The following is a 22,640-nucleotide window of genomic DNA, read 5'->3' as shown; positions in this document are numbered from 1 at the left end:
ACGCCGTTGTCTTCGGAGGATGTCATCGTGCGGGCGTGTCGCCGTTGCCGTGCGGGCGCTTTGCGCGCCAGGCGTCGAGATCCGTCTGGAGTCCCCACAGTTTCGCGTAGGTCCCTCCCTTGGCAAGCAGCGACTCGTGGGTGCCGCTCTCCGCGACGCGACCGCTGTCGATCACATATATGGCGTCGGCGCGCGTCACCGTGCGCAGCCGGTGCGCGATGGCGACAACAGTCCTGCCCTGTGCGAGCGTGCCCATAGCCGCCTGCACCTCGGCCTCGTTCTCCGGATCAAGGGCGCTTGTCGCCTCGTCCAGAAGGACGATAGGCGCGTCTTTGAGTAGGGCGCGGGCGATGGAGATACGCTGGCGCTCACCGCCCGAAAGAGTCGAGCCGCCCTCGCCGATGACGGTATCGTAGCCGTTGGGCAGTTCCATTATGAAGTCGTGGCAGCGTGCCGCCTTGGCCGCCTGAACGACCTCCTCGTGCGTTGCATTCGCGCGCCCGTAGCGGATGTTGGCCTCGACCGTATCCTGAAACAGGTAGACATCCTGAAAGACGATCGACACCCGACTGAGCAGGTGCTCCGGGTTTATGGAGCGCTCGTCGAGCCCGCCGAGCAGCACGTGCCCTGCTTGCGGGTCCCAAAAACGCGCGGCAAGCCTCAGAATCGTGCTCTTGCCTGAGCCAGAGGGTCCGACAAGTGCGGTCAGCTCCCCAGCCCTCATGTCCAGGCTCACGTTGTGAAGCACCTCGTCATCGTCGTAGCCGAACGACACGTGGTCAAAGGAGATGCCGCACTCCTCGGGGGCATCGGCCTCGCCGGGCATCTCCGGCTCGCCCATGAGGGACATGATCCGGCGGCCCGCCGCCGCGCAGCGCTGCAATTCGGGCCAGCTCGTGAGGGCTACGGCAAGAGGCTCGAAAGCTCGCGTGCCGACGAGGAGGAAGAGGGCGAACCCCGTGGGGTCGAGGGAGCCGCCGGCCAGCAGGTAGACGCCGGCGAGGATCATGCATGCCAGACCGCTGCGTAGAATTGCCTCCGACACCGCGCCGAGCGAGCCGGCCGCGCTCTCGTTCGCCATGCAGGCATCTCGGTAGTCCTCGCATGCCTTGGCGAGGGTCGTGAAGCTCGCGCCCTGCAGGTGATGGGCCTTGATGGCGCGCATGCCCCTCAGATACTCCTGGATTCGGGTTGTCTGCTCCATCCTCGTTGCGGCAAGGCGCCTCTCCGCGCGGTTCTGCAAGCCCTGTGCAACGGCGGTGATGGTGAGAGACAGGGGCAGTCCAACGAAGAGGGCGAGGCCCATGCGCCAGTCGAGCAGGCAGAGCGCCCCCGTCGTGACGAGCGCCACGACGCCGGCGCTGATGGCCTGGGCGAGCAGGTGCGTCATGCCCGTCTCAACGAGCGAGAAGTCGTCCATCATCGTCGTAGCGATGCCGCCAGCACCCTTTCCCTCGAGTTTTCCTAGGGGCAGCTTGCGGATATGCTCGGCCAGGCTTGTGCGACCCGCAGCGCCGACAGCGTAGCCGCCGCGGAAGGTCACCTTGCATGCGATGTTCTCGACCGCGAGGGCAAGGACGAAGCAGGCGGCCATGCCGGCCCACGCGAGCCAGAGTCCGGCGTTGCTCAGTCCGCCTGTGGCATAGAAGCCGAACATGCAGTCGACGATCAGCACCAGACAGATGAAGGGTAGAAACCATACGAGCTGGGCAATGGTGTTCCAGAATGCGGGTCTGGCTATGCGCCTCGGTTCTCCGCAGGTTATCGCCTCGATAATGCCTCTCATAGCGACACCTCAGCCTTCTCTGTGCCAAGCTTCCAGTCGGCAGCTCTGTCGCCGGAGGCCCACATATCTGCATAGGGCCCATCGACCCCTATGAGCTCGTCGTGTCTGCCCCGTTGCGCAATCCGGCCCTTATCCATCACGATGATCTGGTTCGCCGACTGTACGGTCTCAAGTCTGTGGGCGATTGTCAGAACCGTCTTGCCCCTCGCCAGCTCCGCCAGAGCGCGGTGGATCGAGAACTGCGTCTGTGCGTCAGCGAAGGAACTGGCCTCGTCGAGGATGAGGATGGGGGCGCTTTTGAGGATTGCCCGCGCTATAGCCACGCGCTGCCGCTCACCTCCCGACAGGCGGACACCGCCTGCGCCGACGACGGTGTCGATTCCCTTCGGGAGCCGCGCGAGGAACTCGTCGCACTGGGCCGCCGAAGCCGCTGCGGCTATCTGATCCTCGGTCGCGCTGGGTAGCCCCATGGCGATGTTATCCCGGATGGTTCCTGCAAAGAGGAAGCTGTCCTGGAAAACGAAGGCAACGCCGTCCATGAGCGCATCGGTCCCCAGCTCGCGCACATCGACTCCCCCTATGCGGACCGCTCCCTCATCCACATCCCAGAAGCGGCCGACTAGCTCGGCGATTGTGGACTTACCGGCGCCCGAGGGACCCACGATGGCACAAGTGCTGCCGGGCTCTACAGCGAACGACACCCCATCTACCGCGGGATTCTCGGCACCTGGATAGGAGAAGGTCACACGGTCGAACGCAATGCCCGCATCTTGGGGAGTCGCCCGGACATCCTGCGAAGCCTGTCCTTGCGGCTCCAGGTCAAGCACTGCGCACACACGCCCGACCGCCTCGTTGACCGTGTTCACGCCCTCGGCGAACATGCGCAATTTGAGTACTGGCGAGGAGGCGGCGGGACCGACCACGAGGGCGAAGACGCAGACGGCTGCGAGCGCGACGTCCGAGGGGTTGCCGAGGAACAGCGCTATCGCAACTGGGGCCGCGAAGGTCGCGACCGAAAGCGTGAAGACGCGGAAACGCACGTAGCCCGGGCGGATCTGGTCGGTCATGCCTACAGTGAAGTCCCGGTAGGCCTCGGTGTCGCCCTTGAAGCCGCGAAAGGACGCCGTGGTCTGGCCGAACGCTTTGATGGCGGGCATCCCCTCGACGTACTGGATCGCCGACGAGTTGATCCGTTCGAGGACATCGAAGTTCTTCTTGATCGCGCCCGTCTTCATGACCTTGGCCATCGCCTGCAGCTGACAGGTGATTCCAATGACAATTGGCGCAAGGCAGGCCAAGGCAAGCCAGACATTCGCGGCGAACATCAGGACGAAGAGGACGATGAGCGTGGCGAGGGCGCTCGCGAAGTCGGGCACCTGGTGGGCGAGGAATGCCTCGACCTGCTCGACATCCGCATCCATCACCTGCTCGGCCTGCCCTATGGACGAGGAGTCGAGGTAGCCCATCGGGAGGCGGCCCACATGCTCTGCGACCGCGATGCGTATGTCGCAGACCGTGCGGTAGGCGTGCGCATGCGCGGCGATTCCAGCGATCCAGGAGGCCGCAGTCCCAGCCAGAAGCCCCGCGAGGCCGACGGCCCCCCACCATAGCATGGAGCCCGCCTCGGGGGCCGTGCCAGATGCCACGCCTGCCATCAGAGAGGCTATGACCCGCCATGAGGCTAGATAGGGCACGAGCTGCAGCGCTGACCCGATACAGCCGAGCGCAATGCCGAACACGAGAAGCCCCTTCCCTCGCTCCGAGAGGGCCAGCAGCCTGGCCATGCCCTGCCTCTTTTTCAAGTTTTTACCTGGGTCTTCCAGGTCTGTCTCGTCCTCCATGGACCCGTGCTCCTTTCACTGCTATCGGAACGAATTCGTTCCGTTTTTCCCTTAAACGTACCGACGGGAGCATCCATCTGGATGCTCCCGTCATCAGTCCCTTCCTGCACGCCGCTCAGAGCGGCGATTTTGCAGCCTGCCTACGTCAATAAAACAGCTCCTGCGCTATCTCGAATGCCTCTTCAGGAGAATGCCGCTCACACTCTGGTGCAAAACGCCCGTCGTACATGACGCCCCAGAGCCCGTACAGCATGAACAGCGCGCAGGCCTGCGCATTGCTCTCGTTTACGCCGAGACGGTTCTTGAGCTTGCCAGTCTGTATCCCTTCCAGCATGAGCTTGGTGTAGGGGCCTGCCATACGATCGATCATCTGGACCATGTCCCAGAGTTTGTAAGAGGCGTCGGGAACTGACTCACCCGGCTCGGGGTCGAAGGAGCGGACATATTCGCTGACGTCATCCTTTACGAGGCTGCGCAGAGCGGCGATCCTTTCGTCGAACGGCCGGCCCTCGTCCTCCATGACCGCGCACTTGCGGTCCATGCGCTCCGAGATGAAGTCCTCCATGACGGCCACGTAGACGTCCTGCTTCGACTTGAAGTAGTAGTAGAACATGCCAGGAGCGCCGTTCACGGCATCCAGGATGTCGCGCACCGATGTACTCTCGTAGCCCTTCTCCGCGAAGAGCCTCGCTGTCGCATCCACGAGCTCCTTGCGTCGCTCTGCAGGTTTTTTGCTGTTCTTTCTCAAGCGATGCTCCGATTCCTTGTCCCATGTCGATGAGTTTCTGATGCACAGAACGAACGTCGGTCTAATGTTAGCCAAGACTAACTGCAATGTCAAGGATGGTGCATTAGGGAAGGGCGGGTCGCTGCGGTTCGAGGCGCGTCATGCCCGTCATGCCCGAAGACGGGCTATGGGCGGGAGAGTTGCACTTTGCCCATGGGGATGAAGAGCGGCGGCATGACGCACGTCTTTGACGTATGTTTTCTAACTTTGCCGGGAATTTGCATTCCCGAATTCCGCGGCGGTCAAAGAGCAGCTGCCCTTTCGGCGCTGGTGACAGGAGACTTTAGCTTGTTCACCGGGTCCGATTCGATAGCTTGGGGCGTCTTCCAAGCCACCGGCATTCATTCCCGCTGGGAAAACGGGGAATGACTTGTTGCAGCTGGCGATAGTTGGTGAGATTTGGCGCTATGTGAAAATCATTCCCCTTCCATCTGAATCAAGGGCTGATTCGGGATTGATTCGGATGGGGCAACACGAGATGGACGGTACAGCACCATATAGAGACATGCAGAACCGTATGGACAAGATAAGGCATCGAGTGGGAATAGAGTTTTAGCCCATTTCATCTAGTCTTATCCTGCACGTCTAGTCGCGGTGGTTGATCGCGTCGGAAAAGTTGGTGTAAGTCCGGGAACGGCCCCTTTGTAAGGGAAACGGCCATTGCCTAGAATCTGAAATCACGACAGATCAGGTTCTAGAGAAAGGCAATGACCGCAATGGAAAGCATAGCAGACGTGAGGACGCCGGAGGCGGCGCTGGCCATCCCCAGGTTCGAGGACGGCTTCGTGAACATGCAGGAGCTCCTGCGCTCCCTGGCCGAGTCGATCGTGAACGAGATCATGAGCGCCGAGGCCGACCAGATGTGCGCGGCCACGGGCAACAGCAGGAACGGGTACAGGGAGCGCAAGCTCACAACGTGCGTGGGAACGCTCACGCTGCGCGTCCCCAAGCTGAGGTCCGGCAGCTTCTTCCCCGACGACGTCCTCGAGCGCTACCAGAGGGTGGACAGGGCGATCGTGGCCGCCGTCGCGGAGATGTACGCCACCGGCACGAGCACCAGGAAGGTCCAGAAGGTGGCCCAGGCCATGGGCGTCGAGCGGCTCTCGAAGGACCAGGTGAGCGCCATATGCGGGCACCTGGACGCCGAGGTGGGGGAGCTGGTGACGCGCCCGCTCGGAAAGCCGCGCACGCCCTACCTGTGGATAGACGCCACCTACGTCAAGTGCAGGCGCGACCGGCGCGTGGCCTCCACCGCCGTCGTGACGGCCATCGGCTGCGACGAGGGGGGCTGGCGGCGGGTGCTCGGCCTCGGCGTCGTGGACACCGAGGCCTACGACTCCTGGCTGGCCTTCCTGCGGAAGGTCAGGGACCGCGGGGTGCGCGGCGTGGGGCTCGTGACCTCCGACGCCCACCCCGGGCTCGTAAGGGCCGTGTCCGAGGTCTTCCAGGGCGCCGCCTGGCAGCGCTGCGTCGTCCACCTCATGCGCGGCTGCGCCCGCGCGGCCGGATCCCGCCAGCTCTCGAGGCGGGTCTCCAGGATCGTCGCCCCGGTCTTCAGGCTGAAGGAGGCCGGCGCCGTGCGCGCCGCCTACCACCTCGCGGTCGACGTGCTCGGGTCGTGCTGCCCGGAGGCCGCGGCCGTCCTCGAGGGGACCGAGCCGGACGCCCTGGCCTACCTGGACTTCCCGCCGAGCCACTGGAAGCGCCTGCGCACCAACAACGTGCAGGAGCGCGCCAATCGCGAGATCAAGCGCAGGTCGCGGGTGGTGCAGGTCTTCCCCTCGGCCTCCTCGCTGGAGCGCCTGGCCGGCGCGGTCATGTGCGACATGGACGAGGCGTGGTCGGATGCGCGCTACTTCTCCGAGGCCAGGATGGCCGAGCTCTATGACGAGAGGCAGAGGGGAGCGAACGGGGAGCCGCTGACCGAGGAGCAGCTCGAGGGGTTCCGCTTAGTGGCCAGGCAGGCCATCGAGGCCAGCCTGGAGCTTGCAGACATGCTGGAGGCGGCGTAGGATAGGCGGGGATCGAAGATTCTGGTGATGGCCGACTCGCCTACGGAAGAGCCGTTACACCAACATTCCCGACACTACCGCGAGGACGCAGTGCACACAACCCGTTGCTTGGCAGTTCTGGTTACTCCAGGTTTGCATGCCGCGCGTACATCTGCGTGCCAGTTGTCCCTGTCCGCTCCATGATGCCAAGCACCAGGGCATCCAGGCTGATCCATAGCAGCTGCTCGAACGATGCGCCCATCGGCTGGATTGAGGAGCTGCCAGCCAGCTTGCTCGCGCCGGGAATGTACACCACGGCATCTGCCATGCTGCCGAGCGTGGAGTCTGGCGTTGAGGTGAGCACCGCAACCCTCACTCCCTCGCGCTTTGCCGTGCGCGCCAAGGAAACCAGGGCGTCCGTCTCGCCCGAACTGGAACCCACGACAAGGAGGTCGTCCGGGTCGGCGTGCGGGGCGCTGATCTCCCCGACCAGGCTTGCCGGGTAGCCCAGGTGCACCAGGCGATTACAGAAGGCGGATATCGCCATGAGGCTGCGGCCCTTGCCGGCACAGAACACATGGCCTGCCTCGCTGATGGCTTGGTACAGACCGGCGAAGTCTGCGTCGTGCAGGCCCTGGGCGTTCGCCTCCAGCTCGTTGAGCACCGCGCCGGTAAGGGACATGACCCGTATCGTATCGCTCATAGTCCGTCCTCCTCTCGTCCGTCCTCTTGCAGAAGCTCGCGGATTCTCTGGGCGGGATCATTCGCGCCGAAGATGTAGCCTCCGCACACCACGATGTCCGCGCCGGCCTTGGCGCACTCCCGCGCAGAAGCTGCGTCCACACCGCCGTCCACCTCGATCTGGAAGTGTGCCCCGAGGCTCTTTCGCAGCTCCGCGACCTCGGCCACCTTGCGGGTCATCGCCCTGATGAACGACTCCCCGCCGACCCCCGGGTTGCAGGTCATGACAAGCACCTGGTCCAGCAGGTCCGCGTACGACCCGATCATCGCCGACGAGGTACCCGGATTGAGCGCGACCCCCGCCTTGACGCCCACGGCATGCAGCTGCTGCAGGCAACGGTATACGTGGGGAGTCGCCTCGTGGTGGACCGTCACGATGTCTGCACCAGACTGGACGTACTCGCCAAGGCACCGCTCCGGATGCTCCACCATGAGGTGGACGTCCACCGTAAGGTCGGTGAGGCCACGCACCGCCTTCACCACGCTCGGCCCGAAGTCCTGACGGGGCACGAAGTGGCCATCCATTACGTCCACGTGGACGTGCGTGGCGCCGGCCGAGCCGAGCATGCCGAGCGTTCCGCAGAGGTCCGCAAGGCCGGCGCCATAAAGGGACGGGGAAACCTTCATCGTTACTCTCCCATCACCATGACGTTGATGGTGCGGGTGCGCTCGCGCAGGCGATCCCAGTCCACGAAGTACACGCGACCCAGGGGGCCCAGTAGCAGTTCGCCGTCACGCACGATGAAGGTGAGAGACGCAGAGCCGAAGATCGAGGCCTTGAGGTGGGCGTCGGTGTTGAGCATCACCCACTTCTCGGCTGGGTAGGAGGGGTCGGAGAGGGACAGGCCGAAGGCGATGTGCTCGGGACCCGGACTGTGGTACTGTCCCTCGCACTGCATGGGCGGCGCGATCTTGTCCATGGCCTCGTTGATGTCTTGCCACAGGAACTCGTCGCCGAAGAAGTTGCGGTCATGCATGGTCTCGTCAAAGAAGAGGGAGCAGGTGGTGTGCGCGCTTGCGACCGTCAGGCTACCGTCTTTGATGCCCGAGGCGGCCACGGCCTCGTTGAGCTGCTCGCGAATGTCGTGGTAGGAGTTCCTGCCGGTGACCGTTCGCACCTGCAGCGTGTCGTGGAAAACCGTCATCCTAGAGCCCCAGCCTCTCCACGAGCGAGGAGTAAATCTGATCCACGCCCATGCCCGTGAGCAAGCCCAGGCCGGGGATGACCTTGGCCTTGATGGAGTCGGGGACGATGGTGGTGGAGATGACGGCATCGTAATCGTCGATGCGGTTCAGTTCGTCGGCGATCTTGGACTGGTAGATCTTGACCTGGCTGTCATAGCCGTTGGCCTTGAGCCACTCGCTGACCTTGGCGACTGCGATGGTGGAGGTTGCGTGACCGGCGCCGCAGACGATGAGGAGCTTCTTCATGATGGTACTTCCTTTCTTTCTGGGCCCGCAGGCTCATCGATGGCTGAATCCCTTGTGGACTCCTTAAACGCTTGTTTGGTGCTTACTTGATTGTTGTTGGGAGTTGCCAGAGAGGTTAGGCCTCAGCCTGCTTGGGAGCCCGGACCTTGTTCACGTAGAACATGATGGCAACGACTGCGACGGCGATCAGCGCAAGGCCGACGACGCCGAGGTGCTGGGCGGCCAAGGTGAACAGGACGACCGGCCACAGACCGGCGGTGACGAAGCTTACGAGGCCAGTGGTGCCGACGTTGAAGCTGGCGAGCTTGAAGACGCTGGTGACGACGGGAGCGAGCCACGTGGAGAGGTAGAGCATGGTGATCATGTAGAGCGTGCAGCCCAGGATGGAGCGGACCACGTTGCCGTTGAAGAACGGGATCATGAGGCAGATGACAAAGGCAAAGAAGGCGAGGTCACCGAAGGGCAGGATCTTGACGCCGGGCAGGACCAAGGAGAGAGCCAGGGAGATGGGGACCATGAGCAGGGCGCAGGACATGACGGTGGAGTGGCCGACAGTCAGGGCAGCATCCATGCCGACGTTGACGCTCTTGCCGTGCATGTGCTTGTTGGCGAAGTCTTTGGCGCCCTCGGCGATGGGCATGATACCTTCCATGAACATGGCAACCATCTTGGGCATGATCTTCATGACGGCGGCGGTGGACATACCGAGGCCGAGCACGCCGGCCGCGTCGTAGCCAGCCAGGATACCGACGATAATGCCGATGATAAGGCCCATCACGACGGTGTCACCGAAGATACCGAAGCGCTTGGTCAGGGACTCGGCGTCTGCGTCGACATTCTTGAGGCCGGGGATGTGATCGAAGATCCAGTTCATGGGAATGGCGAACACAACGCCAGAGAGAGCCATCATGTGGGTGATCGCGATGCCAGGGTAGCCGAAGAACGTGCTGATCTTATCTGCAAAGAGGTCTGCGAGGAGCCACTGGAGCATGACGGCGACAACGGTGCCAAAGACGCCGGTGATGAAGCTGCCGGTGACGCTCTGAACGACGAGGCCCAGGAAAGCGGGGAACCAGAAGTTCCAGATGTCCACGTTCAGTGTGCGGGTGAGGCCGAGGGCGATGAAGGCGAAGTTCACGAGGAGCGAGATAGGGATGAGCAGGATGCCGGTCGTGGTGGAGAAGGCGAGTGGGCCACCCACGCCGCAGCCGATGTCCATGATGGAGAGTGAGGTGCCGTAGTTCTGACCCATCAACTGGATTGCCGAGCCAAGGCTGCCAGAAAGCAGGTCAATCACCAGACCCAAACCGATGGAGCCAATGCCAACCGTGATGCCCGAGATGAAGGACTTGGATGGCTTGACGCCGAAGATGAGTCCGATGACGAAGATGATGATGGGCAGAAAGACAGTCGATCCGAGTCCGATGAACCACTGCAATGCATTCATGATTACGTCCATGAGCGTTGTTCCTTTCTTGGGTTGACGTGAGTCTTATCGCAGGTTGGCATCCGCGAGAATCTGGGCGAAGTTCTCTCGGCTCTTACAGACCTTGAGGCGCTCGACGACTTCGGTGTTCTGGAACAGACCGAACAGGTTGCTCAGGGTATCAACCTGTTCGTGCGGCTGGCTCATGGCGAGCATGAACACCAGGCTGACGTCTATGCGGTGAGTGGGGTCGCCCATGTCGGCAAACTCGATGGGGTGCGCAAGCTGCCCGAAGAGAATCTGCGAGACGTTGACGTTCGCGGAGTCGCAGTGGGGAATGGCAAAGCCCGTGCCATCGATGAGCAGTCCGGTGGGGTAGACGGCCTCGCGCTCCTTGAGAGCCGACAGGTAGCTGGGCTTCACAATGCCCTCCTCCTGCAGCGCCCCAGCCATCTGGGTAAAGAGATCGTCTTGGTCCGTTGCGTCAAGACCGAGAAGACACATGTTCCGGTCGAAAAACATCCTCGTGCTCCTTACTTTGAAATCTTATGGTGGCCTGCTGTTGCATGCGACTCCTGCAGTGAATCTGGCGTGCGGGTCCTTGCTTGGGAAGTGGCCTCTCCTTTTCGCGATTTCATGGTAAGAGCGACGGTGCCTAAAGGGAATTACACCGACTTCCAAAATAATGTGGAAGTCGGTGTCGGCTAGTGCTACCTGCAATTTTATGGTCTTGGGACCGAGATGGTCCAAACCGGGCTACGGAATCTGGAACGCGCTCGCGAACTCTTCGGCCGAGGGGACGCTGGCAAGCTCGTGCACAAGCTCGTGGGTGCCCGTCATCTTGTAAACCTCGGTGATGACGTCACGGAAGTCGTCCACGTCCTGTTCGGCCAGCGACACCAGAATCACCAGCTCCACGCTCACACCATCCCAGTCAAGCGGCTGAGAGAGGCCCATTACAGAAACGCTCGACTCCCGCACTTCCTCGGGAGCCGCATGTGGAATGGCCACGCCGCTCTCCAACGCCGTCGCGCCCATCTGCTCGCGGTCGAAGATGGACCTGCGATACCCGTCCTGGACGAGTTCCATGGTCTCCAATTGGCAGAGCATGGCATCGAGGCACTCGTCTTTTGTCGCGAAATCCTCGCCCAAAGAGACGAGGTCCGGCCTTAGGTAGCTGGCAAAGCGAGGTGCGCAAACCTCCTCCAGAGCCGTGGGTGCCGCGTCTTGGGGCCCGATGACTTTCTCTGTGTAGGTACGCATGACGCTCACAAGGTCCTCGGTCGTGACTAGGGGGTTGACCCTGACCCACGGAATGGAGAGATTCTGAGATGTCAGGTCCAGCGTCGATATGACCATGTCCACGCCGTCTGTGTTCTTGATAAGGTGTTGAAGGGAGGAAGCCTCGACGTTGTCCTTGGCTGGGAGATACTGACGCACGCGCTCGCGTACCATCTGGCTTGTAGCGAGGCCAAACTGGCATACGACCACGATGTTGCGCGCTTGGGAGGTTCGCTCGATGGCCACCTGGAAGTGGGCGAGCAGCAGGGTAACTTCATCGTCGTTGAGCACGATGCCAAAGTCACGCTCCATGAATGAGAGCGCTACCCACAGCACGCTGAAAAGCTGACCGTACTGTCGGCGTATATCAGACTTCAGGGGGTTCTCGATGCGGATGCCTCGTTGCAGCCGCACGACCATAGCCGACACGTGGTAAAGCAACGCTTGATGCAGCTGCTGGTCGTGCGTCAGGTCAATGCCCTCCATCTCCCCCACGCGTCTGACCATATGCCTTACGAGGGAGTCGTACTCTTGATCGCCGACCGGCAACGCAGCCGTAATGCGATGCGCAAAGAGTTGGCGAGATAGATATTCGATGTCGCCAGGCTGGTAGTCAAGGCCAAGCCGCTCGCGCAACGTGCCCGCGATGCTGTTGGCGATGACGAAGGTCTCCATATACCGAATGTTGTTGAAGAGGTACTCCTGGTCGGGCACAACGCGGGCGCCGCGCCGCAGGCGAGATGCTTGCAGGGCGGCCAGCGTGACCAGCGAACGCAAGTAGTGCTCCGACACCTGGTCGGTAAGGTCAGCGTAATCCGACGTCAGGAGACGTATCACGGCTTCCGCGATGTCGTGGTCGGCGATGCGCGCCAAGACGGCGGCGTAGTCCATGCCCTGCGCAGCGGCAGTGTCCAACACAAGCTCCCTGGCAGCCATCTGAAGCTGCTCCTCAGTTCCCTTCGCCTCAACCCCCTCCGTAGACGAGATGATGCGCGCATGCGCCCTCACGGCAATGCCATCGAGCCAGCGTATGTCGGAATAAAGCGAGGTCTTTGCGACGTAGAACTCCCGAACCAGGTTTTCAAGGTGGAGCGTCTGGCCTTCGACAAGCAGCCTGCGCGCAAGCTCGACGCGGCGCCGCTCGAGTGAAAGCGGGTCGTCAAAGGATTCGCCCGCCGCCTCTGCCACCAGGCGATGCCGCAGCTGTGGATCGTCACATTCCAGCCGAATGCCGTTGCGGGGATTCTTGATCAGGTCGACGGAGTGAGCGTCGCAGAAGTTTTGCAGCTCCGACACGTCGGTGTAGATGGTTTTGCTCGATACGCCGAGGGCCCTCGCAAAATGGGAGGCCGGCAAGTAGCCTTCCGCGTCACACAACATACGTAAGAGCTCAATCCGTCGCTGCAACAACGCGACCCCATCCTCCCGAGCCGGTGACCCCGCACACGCCGCAGCCCAACTCGACGTGATATCAAGTATTCGGATTATATCCCAGCCGAAGAGTCGGGCCATCGAGGCCGGCACCGAGGATTTCGAAGTCCCTCAGACTCTCATTACTTTCAAAACAAGCTTTCTACCAGCAGAAATGCATCAATATAAATTTCATCAAATGGCGCAAATCGGCCCTCAGAGCGAAGAGGGGTCAAACGGTAGGCTATTTTGGCCACAGCAGGACATAAAACAAGACTACACGCAGATCCGCTTTTCAGTGATTCCTCATACCTTCGTGCCTCGATGCAAGGTTTTCATATAGCGCTTCCATATAAGCATGTTCATATTGTGCTGCGTATTTTTAAAACAATATCGAAAATGAGAATTATTGCGGGTAAAGACATTTCCGTGCACTGAAGGTATGTGTGACCTGATACCATATTCAAGCTCGCTAACCGCGTGTAATGGAGGCTGTATGAGCCGAATGAAGCATCACGAAGACATTTTTATCGTCTGATTGATGATTTTGGTACCAACGTTGTTGCTGCCGCAGACCTGTATAAAGACATCATTTACAATTTCTCGCCCGAAAGTGTGCGTGTGTAGGAGTTTCGCGATATGGAGCATACTTGCGACGCATGTGTACGTGCCATTATGGTTGAGCTCGCGCAGTCCTTTATCACGCCTTTTGATCGCGAGGATATCGCAGCATTGGCACACAAGATGGACGATATTGTTGACTCCATGTACGGGGTTGTTCAGCGTCTAACGATTTTTCATGTTGATGAAGTACGTCCTAGCGCGCTTGATTTGGCAGACATTATATTCCACTCCGACAGGGGTTCCCAGTACACCAGCCGAATGCTTTTGGACTGGGCCGAAGAAAACAACGTAAGGCTCTCATGCTCTAGGACCGGCAACTGCCACGACAACGCGGTGGCAGAATCCTTCTTTGCGACGTTGAAGAACGAGATGTATTACAGACGCAGCTTCAAGACCAGGGCCGATGCTAGGCGGGCGGTTTTCAACTACATCGAGGTTTTCTGCAACCGCAGAAGACCCCATTCGACGATGGGCTACCAGGTACCCGGCGAGCTCATGGACACCTTCTTCGCGAGGGCCGCCCCGGGCTGGGGGAAGCTGCCCATAGCAGCGTGAAATCCCCCACTTTCCCGTGTCCGAAATCTTGGCACAGGTCAGGGACTGCCGCTTCGTAGGTTGGCAGGATTTTGCGCCTACGACTCTTGGGTATGAGTGCGAGCTCGTCGTAGTCCCTGTCTCATGCGCACTTCTCATATGTAATGCTCGGCCACATGGTTCCTCCCAGAGGATTTAATGCTAATTCCTATTCTTTTACGGAAGTAAATATTAAAATACTACCGTTATTTTGACAAAGCGGAATTTGCGCGCTGTTGGCACATGCCAAGCGTCTACCTGCTTCGGCAACCATCGGGTGCGATTGCCATGTAGCAGCACTTACCTACGTGGAAGTGTTACAAGCATGGTGGTCCCGTTCTCGGAGCTCTTTTCCACCTCTATCGTGCCGCCGTGAAGGGCGACGATTTCCCAGACCAGAGAAAGGCCGAGGCCAACTCCGCCATATGTCCTGCTACGCGACTTGTCGATACGGAAGAAGGGCTGAAAGACGCTCTTTTGGTACTGGCTGGGTATCCCAGGTCCGCTGTCTTCCACTCGCACGAGAGCGCGGTCGTCCTTCGCGCAGACGGAGACGCTGACGGTGGAATCGGAGCGGCTGTATCGTATGGCGTTTTCGGTCAGGTTGAACAGCATGCGATACAGCAGGGTGTCGCTGCCAGGCACCTGGGCTTCTCCATCACATGTGAGGGCGATGCCCCTTTGCTCGGCAAGGGGGGAAAGGTCGGTAAGAACCTCCTCGACCATCGGTGCAAGTTCGATGATGTCGTTGCAGGAGACGCTGCAAAGTTCGCTCATCTCGAGCAGTGTCCTTGTCATCTGAGACATTCGCTCGGTCTGCTCCTGCAACGAGCCGAGCAGGCTAGCCGTGTCGGGCTGCGCGTCGGGATGCTCGGAGCAAAACAGCTCGATTTGGGCCTGCATCAGCGCCAGCGGCGTCCGCAGCTCGTGCGCGGCGTTGCCCGTGAACTGCCGCTGCGCGGCAAAACCCTCGTCAAGGCGGTCGATCATGTCGTTGAATGATGCGCTGCAACGCCCAAGCTCCGACGGTACATCCTCGGTGATTTTCATGTCAGCCAGATTGTCGGGTCGCACGTTTTCGACCTGAGTCGCAAAGGACCTCAGCGGCCTGAGTGCACATCCGCTTACAAAATACGCCAGGATGCCTCCAAACAGCGTCATTGCTGCCGTTATGCACCAGCTGGCCGTGCTAAAGGACCCCTGCGCATCGCTCACGACGATCGTGAGCTCGTGGTCTATCTCCTCACTCGCCGGGTCAAACGACGTGGGGTCGCCCCCGTTGATGTTGTCGCGGGCTGTCAGGCCGATGCCAATCGACTCCATGGAGCGCATGCCTAAGTAGCCGATCAGGCAATTCATGAGCACGCAGGTCAGACACAAAACCAGCGCCGTCATCAGCGTAATGCGCCATTGCAGCGAGAGTCGCTTCACTTAGACCTCCTCCATTACATAGCCCTCTCCAATGCGGTTGCGGATGGGGTCGTGCCCCAAGGCGCAGCGCAGCTTTTTCCTGAGCGACGAGATGTGTACCCTCACCGAATTGCTAAAGCTGTTCACGCTCCCGTCCCACACATGCTCGATGAGCTCCTCCTGACTTATCGGGCGCCCCTGGTTGAGCATGAGATGCTCTAGGATTCCCATTTCCTTGCGGGTCAGAGACAAGACCTCATCGCCGACGGTCGCCATGCGCAACTTGGTGTTGAAGCAAAGACTTCCGCAAGTCAGCACGACATCGTCTTGTGTAAAGCGCCTGAGCGTCAGGCTGCGAATCCGCGCCGCGAGCTCATCCAGATGAAACGGCTTGGTCAGATAGTCGTTGGCCCCTGCGTCCAGGCCCGCCACCTTGTCGGCGACCTCGCAGCGGGCTGACAAGATGAGCACCTTGGTCTCTCGGTCATCTTTCCTAAGGGTTTTGAGCACGGTCATGCCGTCGGCATGGGGAAGGTTGAGGTCGAGCACGACAAGGTCAAAGCTCTCGACAGCAAGTATTTCTAAGGCCTGGCGCCCGTCGTAGCTGCAATCAACGCTATAGGCAAGATTTCGCAGGCTGCGCGCAATCGCGTCGCACAGCACCCGCTCGTCTTCGACAACCAAAATACGCATGACGCTCTCCTCGTGCAGGTCTTTTCACGCTTAACAAAGATTTTATGGCCAGTATGGTCCAATGGTACGCAAGGTGAAAGGAGCAACCAAATTGTTCAAAGCAATAAAACCCATAGCTCAGCTTGCCTTGCTGGTCATCGGGATAACTATGGTGTGCTTTGGCGTTATGCGCGGCGAGGCAGACGCCGTGTTGGCTAAGGCTATCAGATTATGCTTGGAGTGTATCGGAATTGGATAAGAAAAAAAACTCCGCCTCACATCTTTTGAGCCGTTTTCGCTCTTGGGTGCAAGCGGCGGCGACGTTGCTCACCAATGTCCACCTGCCCAATTTCGTCAGGGGCGGCATCTATCAGGGTGCGGGCAAAACGGTCTGCGTGCCTGGCCTCAACTGCTATTCGTGTCCGGCGGCCTCGGGCGCGTGTCCCATAGGCTCGTTTCAGGCGGTGGTGGGTTCCTCAAAGTTCAACTTTTCCTATTACGTGACGGGAACGCTGATTTTAATCGGCGTGCTGCTGGGACGCTTCGTATGTGGGTTTTTGTGTCCGTTTGGCTGGTTGCAGGAGTTGCTGCATAAGATTCCCGGCAAGAAGCTATCGACAAAAAAGCTCAAGCCGCTCAGGTATGTGAAGTACGCCGTGCTGCTGCTTGCTGTAGTTTTGCTTCCCGCGCTGGTCGTAAACGATATGGGAATGGGCGACCCCTTCTTTTGCAAGTACGTTTGTCCGCAGGGGGTGCTTGAGGGCGCAATCCCACTGTCTATCGTTAACGCCGGCATACGCTCTGCTTTAGGCCGGCTGTTTACTTGGAAGCTCATCATCTTGGTGATGGTGGTTGTGCTAAGCGTGCTCTTCTATCGTCCTTTTTGCAAATGGATCTGTCCACTTGGCGCATGGTACGCGCTCATGAATAAGGTATCCCTGCTAGGGATGCGCGTTGACCAGCATAAGTGCGTCTCGTGCGGCAGGTGCGCAAGGGTGTGCAAGATGGACGTTGATGTCACGCGGTCGCCCGACCATGCCGAGTGTATTCGCTGCGGCAAGTGCGTAAGCGCCTGTCCCGTTGGTGCCGTTAAGTTTCGCTACGGCTTAAGCCTGCCGGACAAGCAGTCTTCTCAACCACGCGAGGAGAAGCAGCACGTAAAAGCAAAGATTTAGGTTTTAAGAAAACGGAGGAAAGTTATGAGTGTTATGAAGCTACCAAAGATTGCAGTCGCACTGGTGATGTCTGCGCTGGTGTTATGTCTTGCAGCCTGCTCGACGCCCGGAGCTGATAAGGGAAAGCCAGCAGGAAGCGATGCGGACATCGAGGCCTTTATTGCAGAGGAGCCAAAGAACGCCGGGGAAGCGACCGATCTGTACAACAGGCTCATGCAAAAGGAAAACGACATTTTCTCAAGCGACAAGGAGCTGTGGGAAAAGGTATTTGCTGAGGCAAACAAGGATTCCTCGATGATAGGGAACGGCTCAAATTACGGTGAGTTCCTGCTTTCTACTGTGGAAAGTGCCAAGGATAAGTTCTCGACTGACGAGTTCAACGTGCTTAAGACAGGGGCCGAGCAGATCAAAAAGATTGAGGATAAACTTACGGCGCTCAAAAAGAAGTTCCCCGACTGCGTAAAAGCACCTGAATCAGGCGATAGTGTTGATGCGTCGAGCGCGGGAATGACAGGCGATACAAGTAAGTCCACCAAGTTCCCCAGCTTTAAGGGCAAAGATCTCGATGGCAACGACGTAAGCAGCGATGAGCTTTTCTCAAAGAGCAAGGTGACTGTGATGAACTTCTGGTTTACCAGCTGCAAGCCGTGCGTGGAAGAGCTTGGAGAGCTGGAGGTGCTTCACAAGAAGCTTGCCGAAAAGGGCGGCCAGGTAGTAGGTGTTAACTCTTTTACGCTCGACGGCAACCAGGGTGAGATATCGGACGCTAAGGATGTCCTATCGAAGAAGGGTATTACATACAAAAACGTCTGGTTCAAGACGGATAGCGATGCAGGCAAGCTTGTCTCGGGGCTCTTTTCCTTCCCGACTACCTACGTTGTTGATAGCAAAGGCAACATCGTGGGAGAGCCAATCGTAGGCGCAATCACGTCTGCTGCGCAGCGAGAGGCACTGGACAAGCTGATTGATCAGGCGATTGCAAACAGCACAAAGTAGGGTTCGACGACAATATAACGCAATGAGCTTAGCATCTGCGGCTGCGTGGCACACCACCGCGCAGCCGCACTGTTGTCTAGATACTCCCGCACTATCCCCTCAGAGCAAAGATTCTGACGCGCTGAGGCAGGATGACCAGGTCAATGGGTAGCTCTGGCCCGTCGCCCCCGTCGTGCCCGCATTGCAGTCTACCGTCAAGGCACTCGATGCGGATGTTCTTTCCGCTCAGCAGGAGCACCTGGTCGCTCTCCTCGGCAGTTCTTGTCAGGATGTTCGGAATGACCTGTGCCAAGATTTCGGACACGGGAAAGTGGGGGATTTCACGCTGCTATGGGCAGCTTCCCCCAGCCCGGGGCGGCCCTCGCGAAGAAGGTGTCCATGAGCTCGCCGGGTACCTGGTAGCCCATCGTCGAATGGGGTCTTCTGCGGTTGCAGAAAACCTCGATGTAGTTGAAAACCGCCCGCCTAGCATCGGCCCTGGTCTTGAAGCTGCGTCTGTAATACATCTCGTTCTTCAACGTCGCAAAGAAGGATTCTGCCACCGCGTTGTCGTGGCAGTTGCCGGTCCTAGAGCATGAGAGCCTTACGTTGTTTTCTTCGGCCCAGTCCAAAAGCATTCGGCTGGTGTACTGGGAACCCCTGTCGGAGTGGAATACGGCGTTTTTGGCCACATATCCGCGCCCCTTGGCGTTTCCCAAGGCGGCAACGACGATGTCGGCCGTCATGCGCTCGGACATCGACCAGCTCACGACCATGCGGGTGGCAAGGTCGATCACGGTTGCCAGGTAGAGCCAGCCCTCGCCCGTGCGCAGGCAGGTGATGTCCCCGCAGAGCTTGACGGTAGGCACCGGGGCCGTGAAGTCGCGCCTGATGAGGTCTTTTTGCCCTTCACTCTGGGGTCCTGGATAGTTGTCCTCTTGCCTGTGTTTGGGGTGCAGCCACGTATGCCCAGCTCGCGCATGAGCTTGCGCACCCTGTAGGGTGTCAGGTGTGAGAATTTATCGGGAAGGCAGGCATGCACGAAGCGGAAACCGAAGCGGCCATCAGACTCGATCCAGACGCGCCTTGCAGCCTCGCGGACCCCTGCCCACAGATCCTCCCAGCCACGTCTCCTCTCCCATTCGTAGAAGCCAGACCTGCTCACCTCTAGAAGTCTTGCCATCATATTCACCTTGAAGTTCGCCTTCTCCGCATGCATGAGCCGGTATTTGTGGCTCTTCGGTAGTTTGTGTGGGTGACCACCGACCGCTTTGACCAGCTCACGTGTAGGAAGCAGGTAGGATTGACAGGAGCGGCCCCGCAAGGGGCCGCTCGGCGCCCTTTTCCCGTAGGATTCCACTTCGCCAAAAGTATCCGGAGCAACGGGAGGCGGACGCATGGCGAGGATTCTACGGTATGTCCTCGCGCTTGCGAGGACCGTCGTGGAGGGCGCGGCGATCGAGGGCGACGCGATCGTCGTGTCGGCGGGGCCGCACGGGAGGGGGCGGCCGGGGTGCCCGGTCTGCGGCCGGAGGTGCGAGTGCCACGACCACGGGCCGACCAGGCGGCGGAGAGCCATGGACCTGGCGGGGCCCGAGTGCCTCCTGGAGTGCGGGCCCGCCAGGGCGGCGTGCCCCGAGCACGGCGTGCGCGTCGAGCGCGTGCCGTGGGCGAGGCACGGGTCCGGGCACACGCGCGACTTCGAGGACTGGGTCGCGTGCCTGGCGGTGAGGTGCCGCGTGCCCGCCCACTCGCGCATCGCGCGAGTGGAGTGGCACAGCGTGGGCGGCATCTGCGGGAGGGTCTACGACGAGACCGGGGCGCAGGGGGGCGTCGGGCGCTTCGGCGGGCTGAGACGGATCGGCATCGACGAGACCGGCTGCAAGAAGGGCCACAAGTACCTGACCGTCGTCGTCGGCCACGACCGGGGACGCCCCGTCTGGGCCCACGAGGGGTACGGCAGGGAGGTGCCGGGCCTCTTCCTCGACGAGCCCGCGCGCGAGCAGCGACGCGCCATAGAGGTCGTGACGGCCGACGGTGCCAAGTGGACAAAGGCGCTGGCCAGGCGCGGGTGCCCCAACGCCCGGTGGGCCATGGACCCATTCCGCGTGGCCGAGCGGACGAGCGACGCGCTCGACGAGGCCGGGCGCGAGGAGTGGCGGGTCGCCGAGAGGGCCGCCCAAGGCGCGAGGCCGAGGCGCGACGGGCCCGGCAGGCCGCGCGGGGGCGAGGGGGCCCCGCCGGAGGCCAGGGCGCTGAGGGAGGCTGCGGACGCGGTCAAGGGAAGCCGCTGCGCGCTGGTGAGGAGCCCGGGGGACCCCACGGGGTCGCAGCGGGCGAAGCTCGCCGAGCTCAGGAGGGCGGGCGCCTCTTCACGGCCTGGGACCTCAAGGAGGGCCTGAGGGCCGTCTTCCGCGCCGGGACGGCCGTCGAGGCCGAGGCCATGCCCGACGGCTGGCTGCGCGGGGCCGCCTACCGCGAGATCGGGCCCGTGGTCGCCGTCGAGAAGAAGGTGGGGCGCAGGCGCGCGGACGTCGTCGCCGCCGTGGCGCTGGGCATCGGAAACGGCCGCGCGGAGAGCATCAACAACAAGATCAAGGTGACGGTGCGCATGGGCCACGGGTTCCGCAACGCCGGCAACCTCGTCGCGCTTCTCATGCTGCGCCGCTCCGATGGGCAGCCGGCACTTCCCTGGGAGGACCGCGGGGAGGAGAGGAGGAAGGTGGACGAGAGAAGGAGGAGGGGCGGGGAACGCGACAGGAAGAGGAGGAGGAAGGTGGCAAGGGGCAACTAGACGACCCCTAGGCCACGAGAACTACCGAAGGCTCAAACTTGTTCAAACGAGTAATATACCTATACGAAGGAGCGTGTCTGCGAATCTGAGTGACGAGCCTGTCTGTGAGTAGCGGTAGCGAACGATCGTGCAGTGGTCGCGCGACCGTGGTGAGTATCCGTTACAATTGGCCTGTGGGTCTAGGAGAGAAGAGGACGCCATGCGAGCAAGTGGAGTGTTGATGCCAATCTTTGCGCTGCCTGGGAGGTATGGCATCGGCTCGTTCGGGCCGAAGGCCTATGAGTTCGTCGACTTCTTGAGCCGCTGCTCGCAACGCTACTGGCAGATCCTGCCGCTGACCACGACGGGCTACGGTGATTCGCCGTACCAGTCGTTCAGCGCCTACGCGGGCAACCCCAACTTCATCGATCTGGACGAGCTGGTAAAGCTGGGCTACCTGAAGCGCGGCGACCTTGAGGGCGTAAAGTTCGGGGATGACCCGACGCGCATCGACTACGCCACGATCTTCGTCGCGCGCAGGAAGGTGCTCGAGCGTGCGACGGCACGCTTCATGCAGGACCCCCCCTCGGACTTAGACGAGTTCTCACGCAGGCACGCCAGTTGGCTTGACGGCTACTGCGAGTTCATGACCGTCAAGGAGGAGTTCGGCCTTAAGGCCTTCCACGAGTGGCCACAGCAGTATCGCAACCCGGGGAAGGCGTCGCGGGACCTGAGCGCCAAGCGTGAGCACCACTACCAGTACCACCTGATGACGCAGTACTTCTTCTTCAAGCAGTGGGAGAGCCTGAAGGGCTACGCGAACGAGCGCGGAGTGCTTATCGTGGGCGACATGCCCATCTACGTCTCGCGCGATTCCGTCGAGATGTGGGCAATGCCGCAGCTCTTCAGGGTCGGTGAGGACGGGAGTCCCACGAGCGTCGCGGGCACTCCGCCCGATCAGTTCTCCGCAACAGGACAGTACTGGGGTAACCCAATCTACGACTGGGACGCCATGGCCCAGGATCACTACTCCTGGTGGGTCGAGCGCATGCGCATGAGCCTTGAGATGTACGACATTGTGCGCATCGACCACTTCCGGGGCTTCGAGTCCTACTGGGACGTGCCCTTTGGCTCTGCGACGTCTGCGGCTGGCTCTTGGAGCAAGGGTCCTGGCACGGCACTCTTCGACGAGCTGACACGGCAGCTGGGCAAGCTCCCCATCATTGCGGAGGACTTGGGGTTCATGACTCCGGAGGTCATCAAGATGCGCGAGGACACGGGCTTTCCCGGCATGAAGATCTTGCAGTTTGCCTTCGATGGCAACAGCGACTCGTATTATCTGCCCCACCATTACACGCCTAACACCATCGCGTACGTGGGTACCCACGACAACCAGACCGTTCGTGGCTGGTACGAGAACACGGCGACCCCGCGCCAGCGCGAACAGGCGGACCGCTACACCAGGCGGGCCAAGGGCGAGCCCGTGGGGGCTGCGTTCAACCGCGCCATCGCCGCATCCGTCAGTGACACCTGCATCTACACCATGCAGGACCTACTTGACCTAGGAGACGAGGCGCGCATCAATGTGCCAGCCGTCTTAGGTGGAAACTGGGACTGGCGCATGAGGGAGGGTGCCATCACCCGAGCCGTCGAGGAAGCCCTCCTCGACCTCACCCAGACCTACTTTCGCGTCCCCGGAGCACGGCCGCCCGAGCTCCCGGCGTGATGAGGCCATTCGCACAAC

22 protein-coding genes and 1 pseudogene are annotated in these 22,640 nt (G+C 60.7%); 8 read left to right on the top strand and 15 right to left on the bottom strand.

Annotation, left to right across the window (positions count from 1 at the left end):
- Positions 1-22: 22 nt before the first annotated feature.
- From HMPREF1008_RS01240 to HMPREF1008_RS01230, 3 genes are all read right to left on the bottom strand, one after another.
- Positions 23-1,786, bottom strand: a complete 1,764-nt coding sequence (locus tag HMPREF1008_RS01240) for an ABC transporter ATP-binding protein (protein WP_009278028.1) — start codon at positions 1,784-1,786, stop codon at positions 23-25.
- A complete protein-coding gene (locus tag HMPREF1008_RS01235) occupies positions 1,783-3,627 on the bottom strand; it encodes an ABC transporter ATP-binding protein (protein ID WP_009278027.1) in 1,845 nt (614 codons plus the stop codon). Before HMPREF1008_RS01235 ends, HMPREF1008_RS01240 begins: the two co-directional genes overlap by 4 nt.
- 145 nt (positions 3,628-3,772) lie before the next feature.
- On the bottom strand, positions 3,773-4,375 hold the full coding sequence (locus tag HMPREF1008_RS01230; RefSeq protein ID WP_009278026.1) for a TetR/AcrR family transcriptional regulator: 603 nt from the start codon (positions 4,373-4,375) through the stop codon (positions 3,773-3,775).
- A gap of 755 nt (positions 4,376-5,130) precedes the next feature.
- Between HMPREF1008_RS01230 and HMPREF1008_RS01225 the strand changes: the two genes are divergently transcribed.
- Positions 5,131-6,426: an IS256 family transposase gene (locus tag HMPREF1008_RS01225; RefSeq protein ID WP_050796579.1), complete on the top strand. Its 1,296-nt coding sequence runs from the start codon at positions 5,131-5,133 to the stop codon at positions 6,424-6,426.
- 121 nt (positions 6,427-6,547) lie between these two features.
- On the opposite strand, the gene hxlB is transcribed toward HMPREF1008_RS01225, so the two are convergent.
- The 7 genes from hxlB to HMPREF1008_RS01190 all read right to left on the bottom strand — a co-directional run bounded on the left by hxlB (position 6,548) and on the right by HMPREF1008_RS01190 (position 12,796).
- Positions 6,548-7,108, bottom strand: coding sequence for a 6-phospho-3-hexuloisomerase (gene hxlB, locus HMPREF1008_RS01220; RefSeq protein WP_009278024.1), 561 nt, complete (start codon positions 7,106-7,108; stop codon positions 6,548-6,550).
- On the bottom strand, positions 7,105-7,773 hold the full coding sequence (rpe, locus tag HMPREF1008_RS01215; RefSeq protein WP_009278023.1) for a ribulose-phosphate 3-epimerase: 669 nt from the start codon (positions 7,771-7,773) through the stop codon (positions 7,105-7,107). Before rpe ends, hxlB begins: the two co-directional genes overlap by 4 nt.
- 2 nt (positions 7,774-7,775) lie before the next feature.
- On the bottom strand, positions 7,776-8,291 hold the full coding sequence (locus HMPREF1008_RS01210; protein WP_009278022.1) for a YjbQ family protein: 516 nt from the start codon (positions 8,289-8,291) through the stop codon (positions 7,776-7,778).
- A gap of 1 nt (position 8,292) precedes the next feature.
- Positions 8,293-8,577, bottom strand: coding sequence for a PTS sugar transporter subunit IIB (locus HMPREF1008_RS01205; protein ID WP_009278021.1), 285 nt, complete (start codon positions 8,575-8,577; stop codon positions 8,293-8,295).
- Between the two features lie 115 nt (positions 8,578-8,692).
- Positions 8,693-10,036, bottom strand: a complete 1,344-nt coding sequence (locus HMPREF1008_RS01200; protein ID WP_009278020.1) for a PTS galactitol transporter subunit IIC — start codon at positions 10,034-10,036, stop codon at positions 8,693-8,695.
- 33 nt (positions 10,037-10,069) lie between these two features.
- Complete coding sequence (locus HMPREF1008_RS01195) at positions 10,070-10,525, bottom strand: PTS sugar transporter subunit IIA (protein ID WP_009278019.1); 456 nt, start codon at positions 10,523-10,525, stop codon at positions 10,070-10,072.
- Positions 10,526-10,759: 234 nt separating this feature from the next.
- Complete coding sequence (locus HMPREF1008_RS01190; protein WP_083823449.1) at positions 10,760-12,796, bottom strand: BglG family transcription antiterminator; 2,037 nt, start codon at positions 12,794-12,796, stop codon at positions 10,760-10,762.
- A gap of 537 nt (positions 12,797-13,333) precedes the next feature.
- Between HMPREF1008_RS01190 and HMPREF1008_RS11030 the strand changes: the two genes are divergently transcribed.
- A complete protein-coding gene (locus HMPREF1008_RS11030; RefSeq protein ID WP_009278017.1) occupies positions 13,334-13,873 on the top strand; it encodes a DUF47 family protein in 540 nt (179 codons plus the stop codon).
- 318 nt (positions 13,874-14,191) lie between these two features.
- Here the strand turns inward: HMPREF1008_RS11030 and HMPREF1008_RS01180 are convergent, their stop codons facing one another.
- Positions 14,192-15,322: a HAMP domain-containing sensor histidine kinase gene (locus HMPREF1008_RS01180; protein ID WP_009278016.1), complete on the bottom strand. Its 1,131-nt coding sequence runs from the start codon at positions 15,320-15,322 to the stop codon at positions 14,192-14,194.
- A complete protein-coding gene (locus HMPREF1008_RS01175; protein ID WP_009278015.1) occupies positions 15,323-15,994 on the bottom strand; it encodes a response regulator transcription factor in 672 nt (223 codons plus the stop codon).
- Between the two features lie 73 nt (positions 15,995-16,067).
- On the opposite strand from HMPREF1008_RS01175, the gene HMPREF1008_RS11025 reads away from it, so the two are divergent.
- Genes HMPREF1008_RS11025 through HMPREF1008_RS01160 form a run of 3 tightly spaced genes read left to right on the top strand, consistent with a single transcriptional unit; the run spans position 16,068 to position 18,144 of the window.
- A complete protein-coding gene (locus HMPREF1008_RS11025) occupies positions 16,068-16,232 on the top strand; it encodes a CD1871A family CXXC motif-containing protein (RefSeq protein WP_051317818.1) in 165 nt (54 codons plus the stop codon).
- Entirely contained in the window at positions 16,225-17,148 is a 924-nt protein-coding gene (locus HMPREF1008_RS01165) for a 4Fe-4S binding protein (protein WP_009278014.1), read from the top strand. The genes HMPREF1008_RS11025 and HMPREF1008_RS01165 overlap by 8 nt, the downstream gene beginning before the upstream one ends.
- A gap of 24 nt (positions 17,149-17,172) precedes the next feature.
- Positions 17,173-18,144 (top strand): TlpA disulfide reductase family protein, encoded by a 972-nt coding sequence (locus HMPREF1008_RS01160; protein WP_009278013.1) that lies wholly within the window; start codon positions 17,173-17,175, stop codon positions 18,142-18,144.
- A 91-nt stretch (positions 18,145-18,235) separates the two neighbouring features.
- On the opposite strand, the gene HMPREF1008_RS01155 is transcribed toward HMPREF1008_RS01160, so the two are convergent.
- The 3 genes and pseudogenes from HMPREF1008_RS01155 to HMPREF1008_RS11020 form a co-directional block, all read right to left on the bottom strand.
- Positions 18,236-18,436 carry a hypothetical protein gene (locus HMPREF1008_RS01155; protein WP_156797570.1) on the bottom strand — a complete coding sequence of 67 codons (201 nt, stop codon included), beginning with the start codon at positions 18,434-18,436 and terminating at the stop codon, positions 18,236-18,238.
- 28 nt (positions 18,437-18,464) lie between these two features.
- Positions 18,465-19,082, bottom strand: a complete 618-nt coding sequence (locus tag HMPREF1008_RS01150; protein ID WP_255348648.1) for an IS3 family transposase — start codon at positions 19,080-19,082, stop codon at positions 18,465-18,467.
- 11 nt (positions 19,083-19,093) lie between these two features.
- Positions 19,094-19,306, bottom strand: a pseudogene (locus HMPREF1008_RS11020) (IS3 family transposase); the annotation flags it as partial.
- Positions 19,307-19,520: 214 nt separating this feature from the next.
- Between HMPREF1008_RS11020 and HMPREF1008_RS10945 the strand changes: the two are divergent.
- From HMPREF1008_RS10945 to malQ, 3 genes are all read left to right on the top strand, one after another.
- The gene (locus HMPREF1008_RS10945) at positions 19,521-20,525 is read left to right on the top strand and encodes a transposase (protein WP_009278011.1); all 1,005 of its coding nucleotides are present in this window, start codon (positions 19,521-19,523) and stop codon (positions 20,523-20,525) included.
- Entirely contained in the window at positions 20,414-20,917 is a 504-nt protein-coding gene (locus tag HMPREF1008_RS10940; protein ID WP_255348647.1) for a transposase, read from the top strand. Before HMPREF1008_RS10945 ends, HMPREF1008_RS10940 begins: the two co-directional genes overlap by 112 nt.
- A 199-nt stretch (positions 20,918-21,116) precedes the next feature.
- The gene (gene malQ / locus HMPREF1008_RS01140; protein WP_040656667.1) at positions 21,117-22,622 is read left to right on the top strand and encodes a 4-alpha-glucanotransferase; all 1,506 of its coding nucleotides are present in this window, start codon (positions 21,117-21,119) and stop codon (positions 22,620-22,622) included.
- Positions 22,623-22,640 lie beyond the last annotated feature (18 nt).

It is taken from the genome of Olsenella sp. oral taxon 809 str. F0356 (assembly GCF_000233535.1).
GTDB classification, from domain to species: Bacteria; Actinomycetota; Coriobacteriia; order Coriobacteriales; family Atopobiaceae; genus Olsenella_I; species Olsenella_I phocaeensis.
This window is presented reverse-complemented; position numbering and strand designations above follow the sequence as displayed.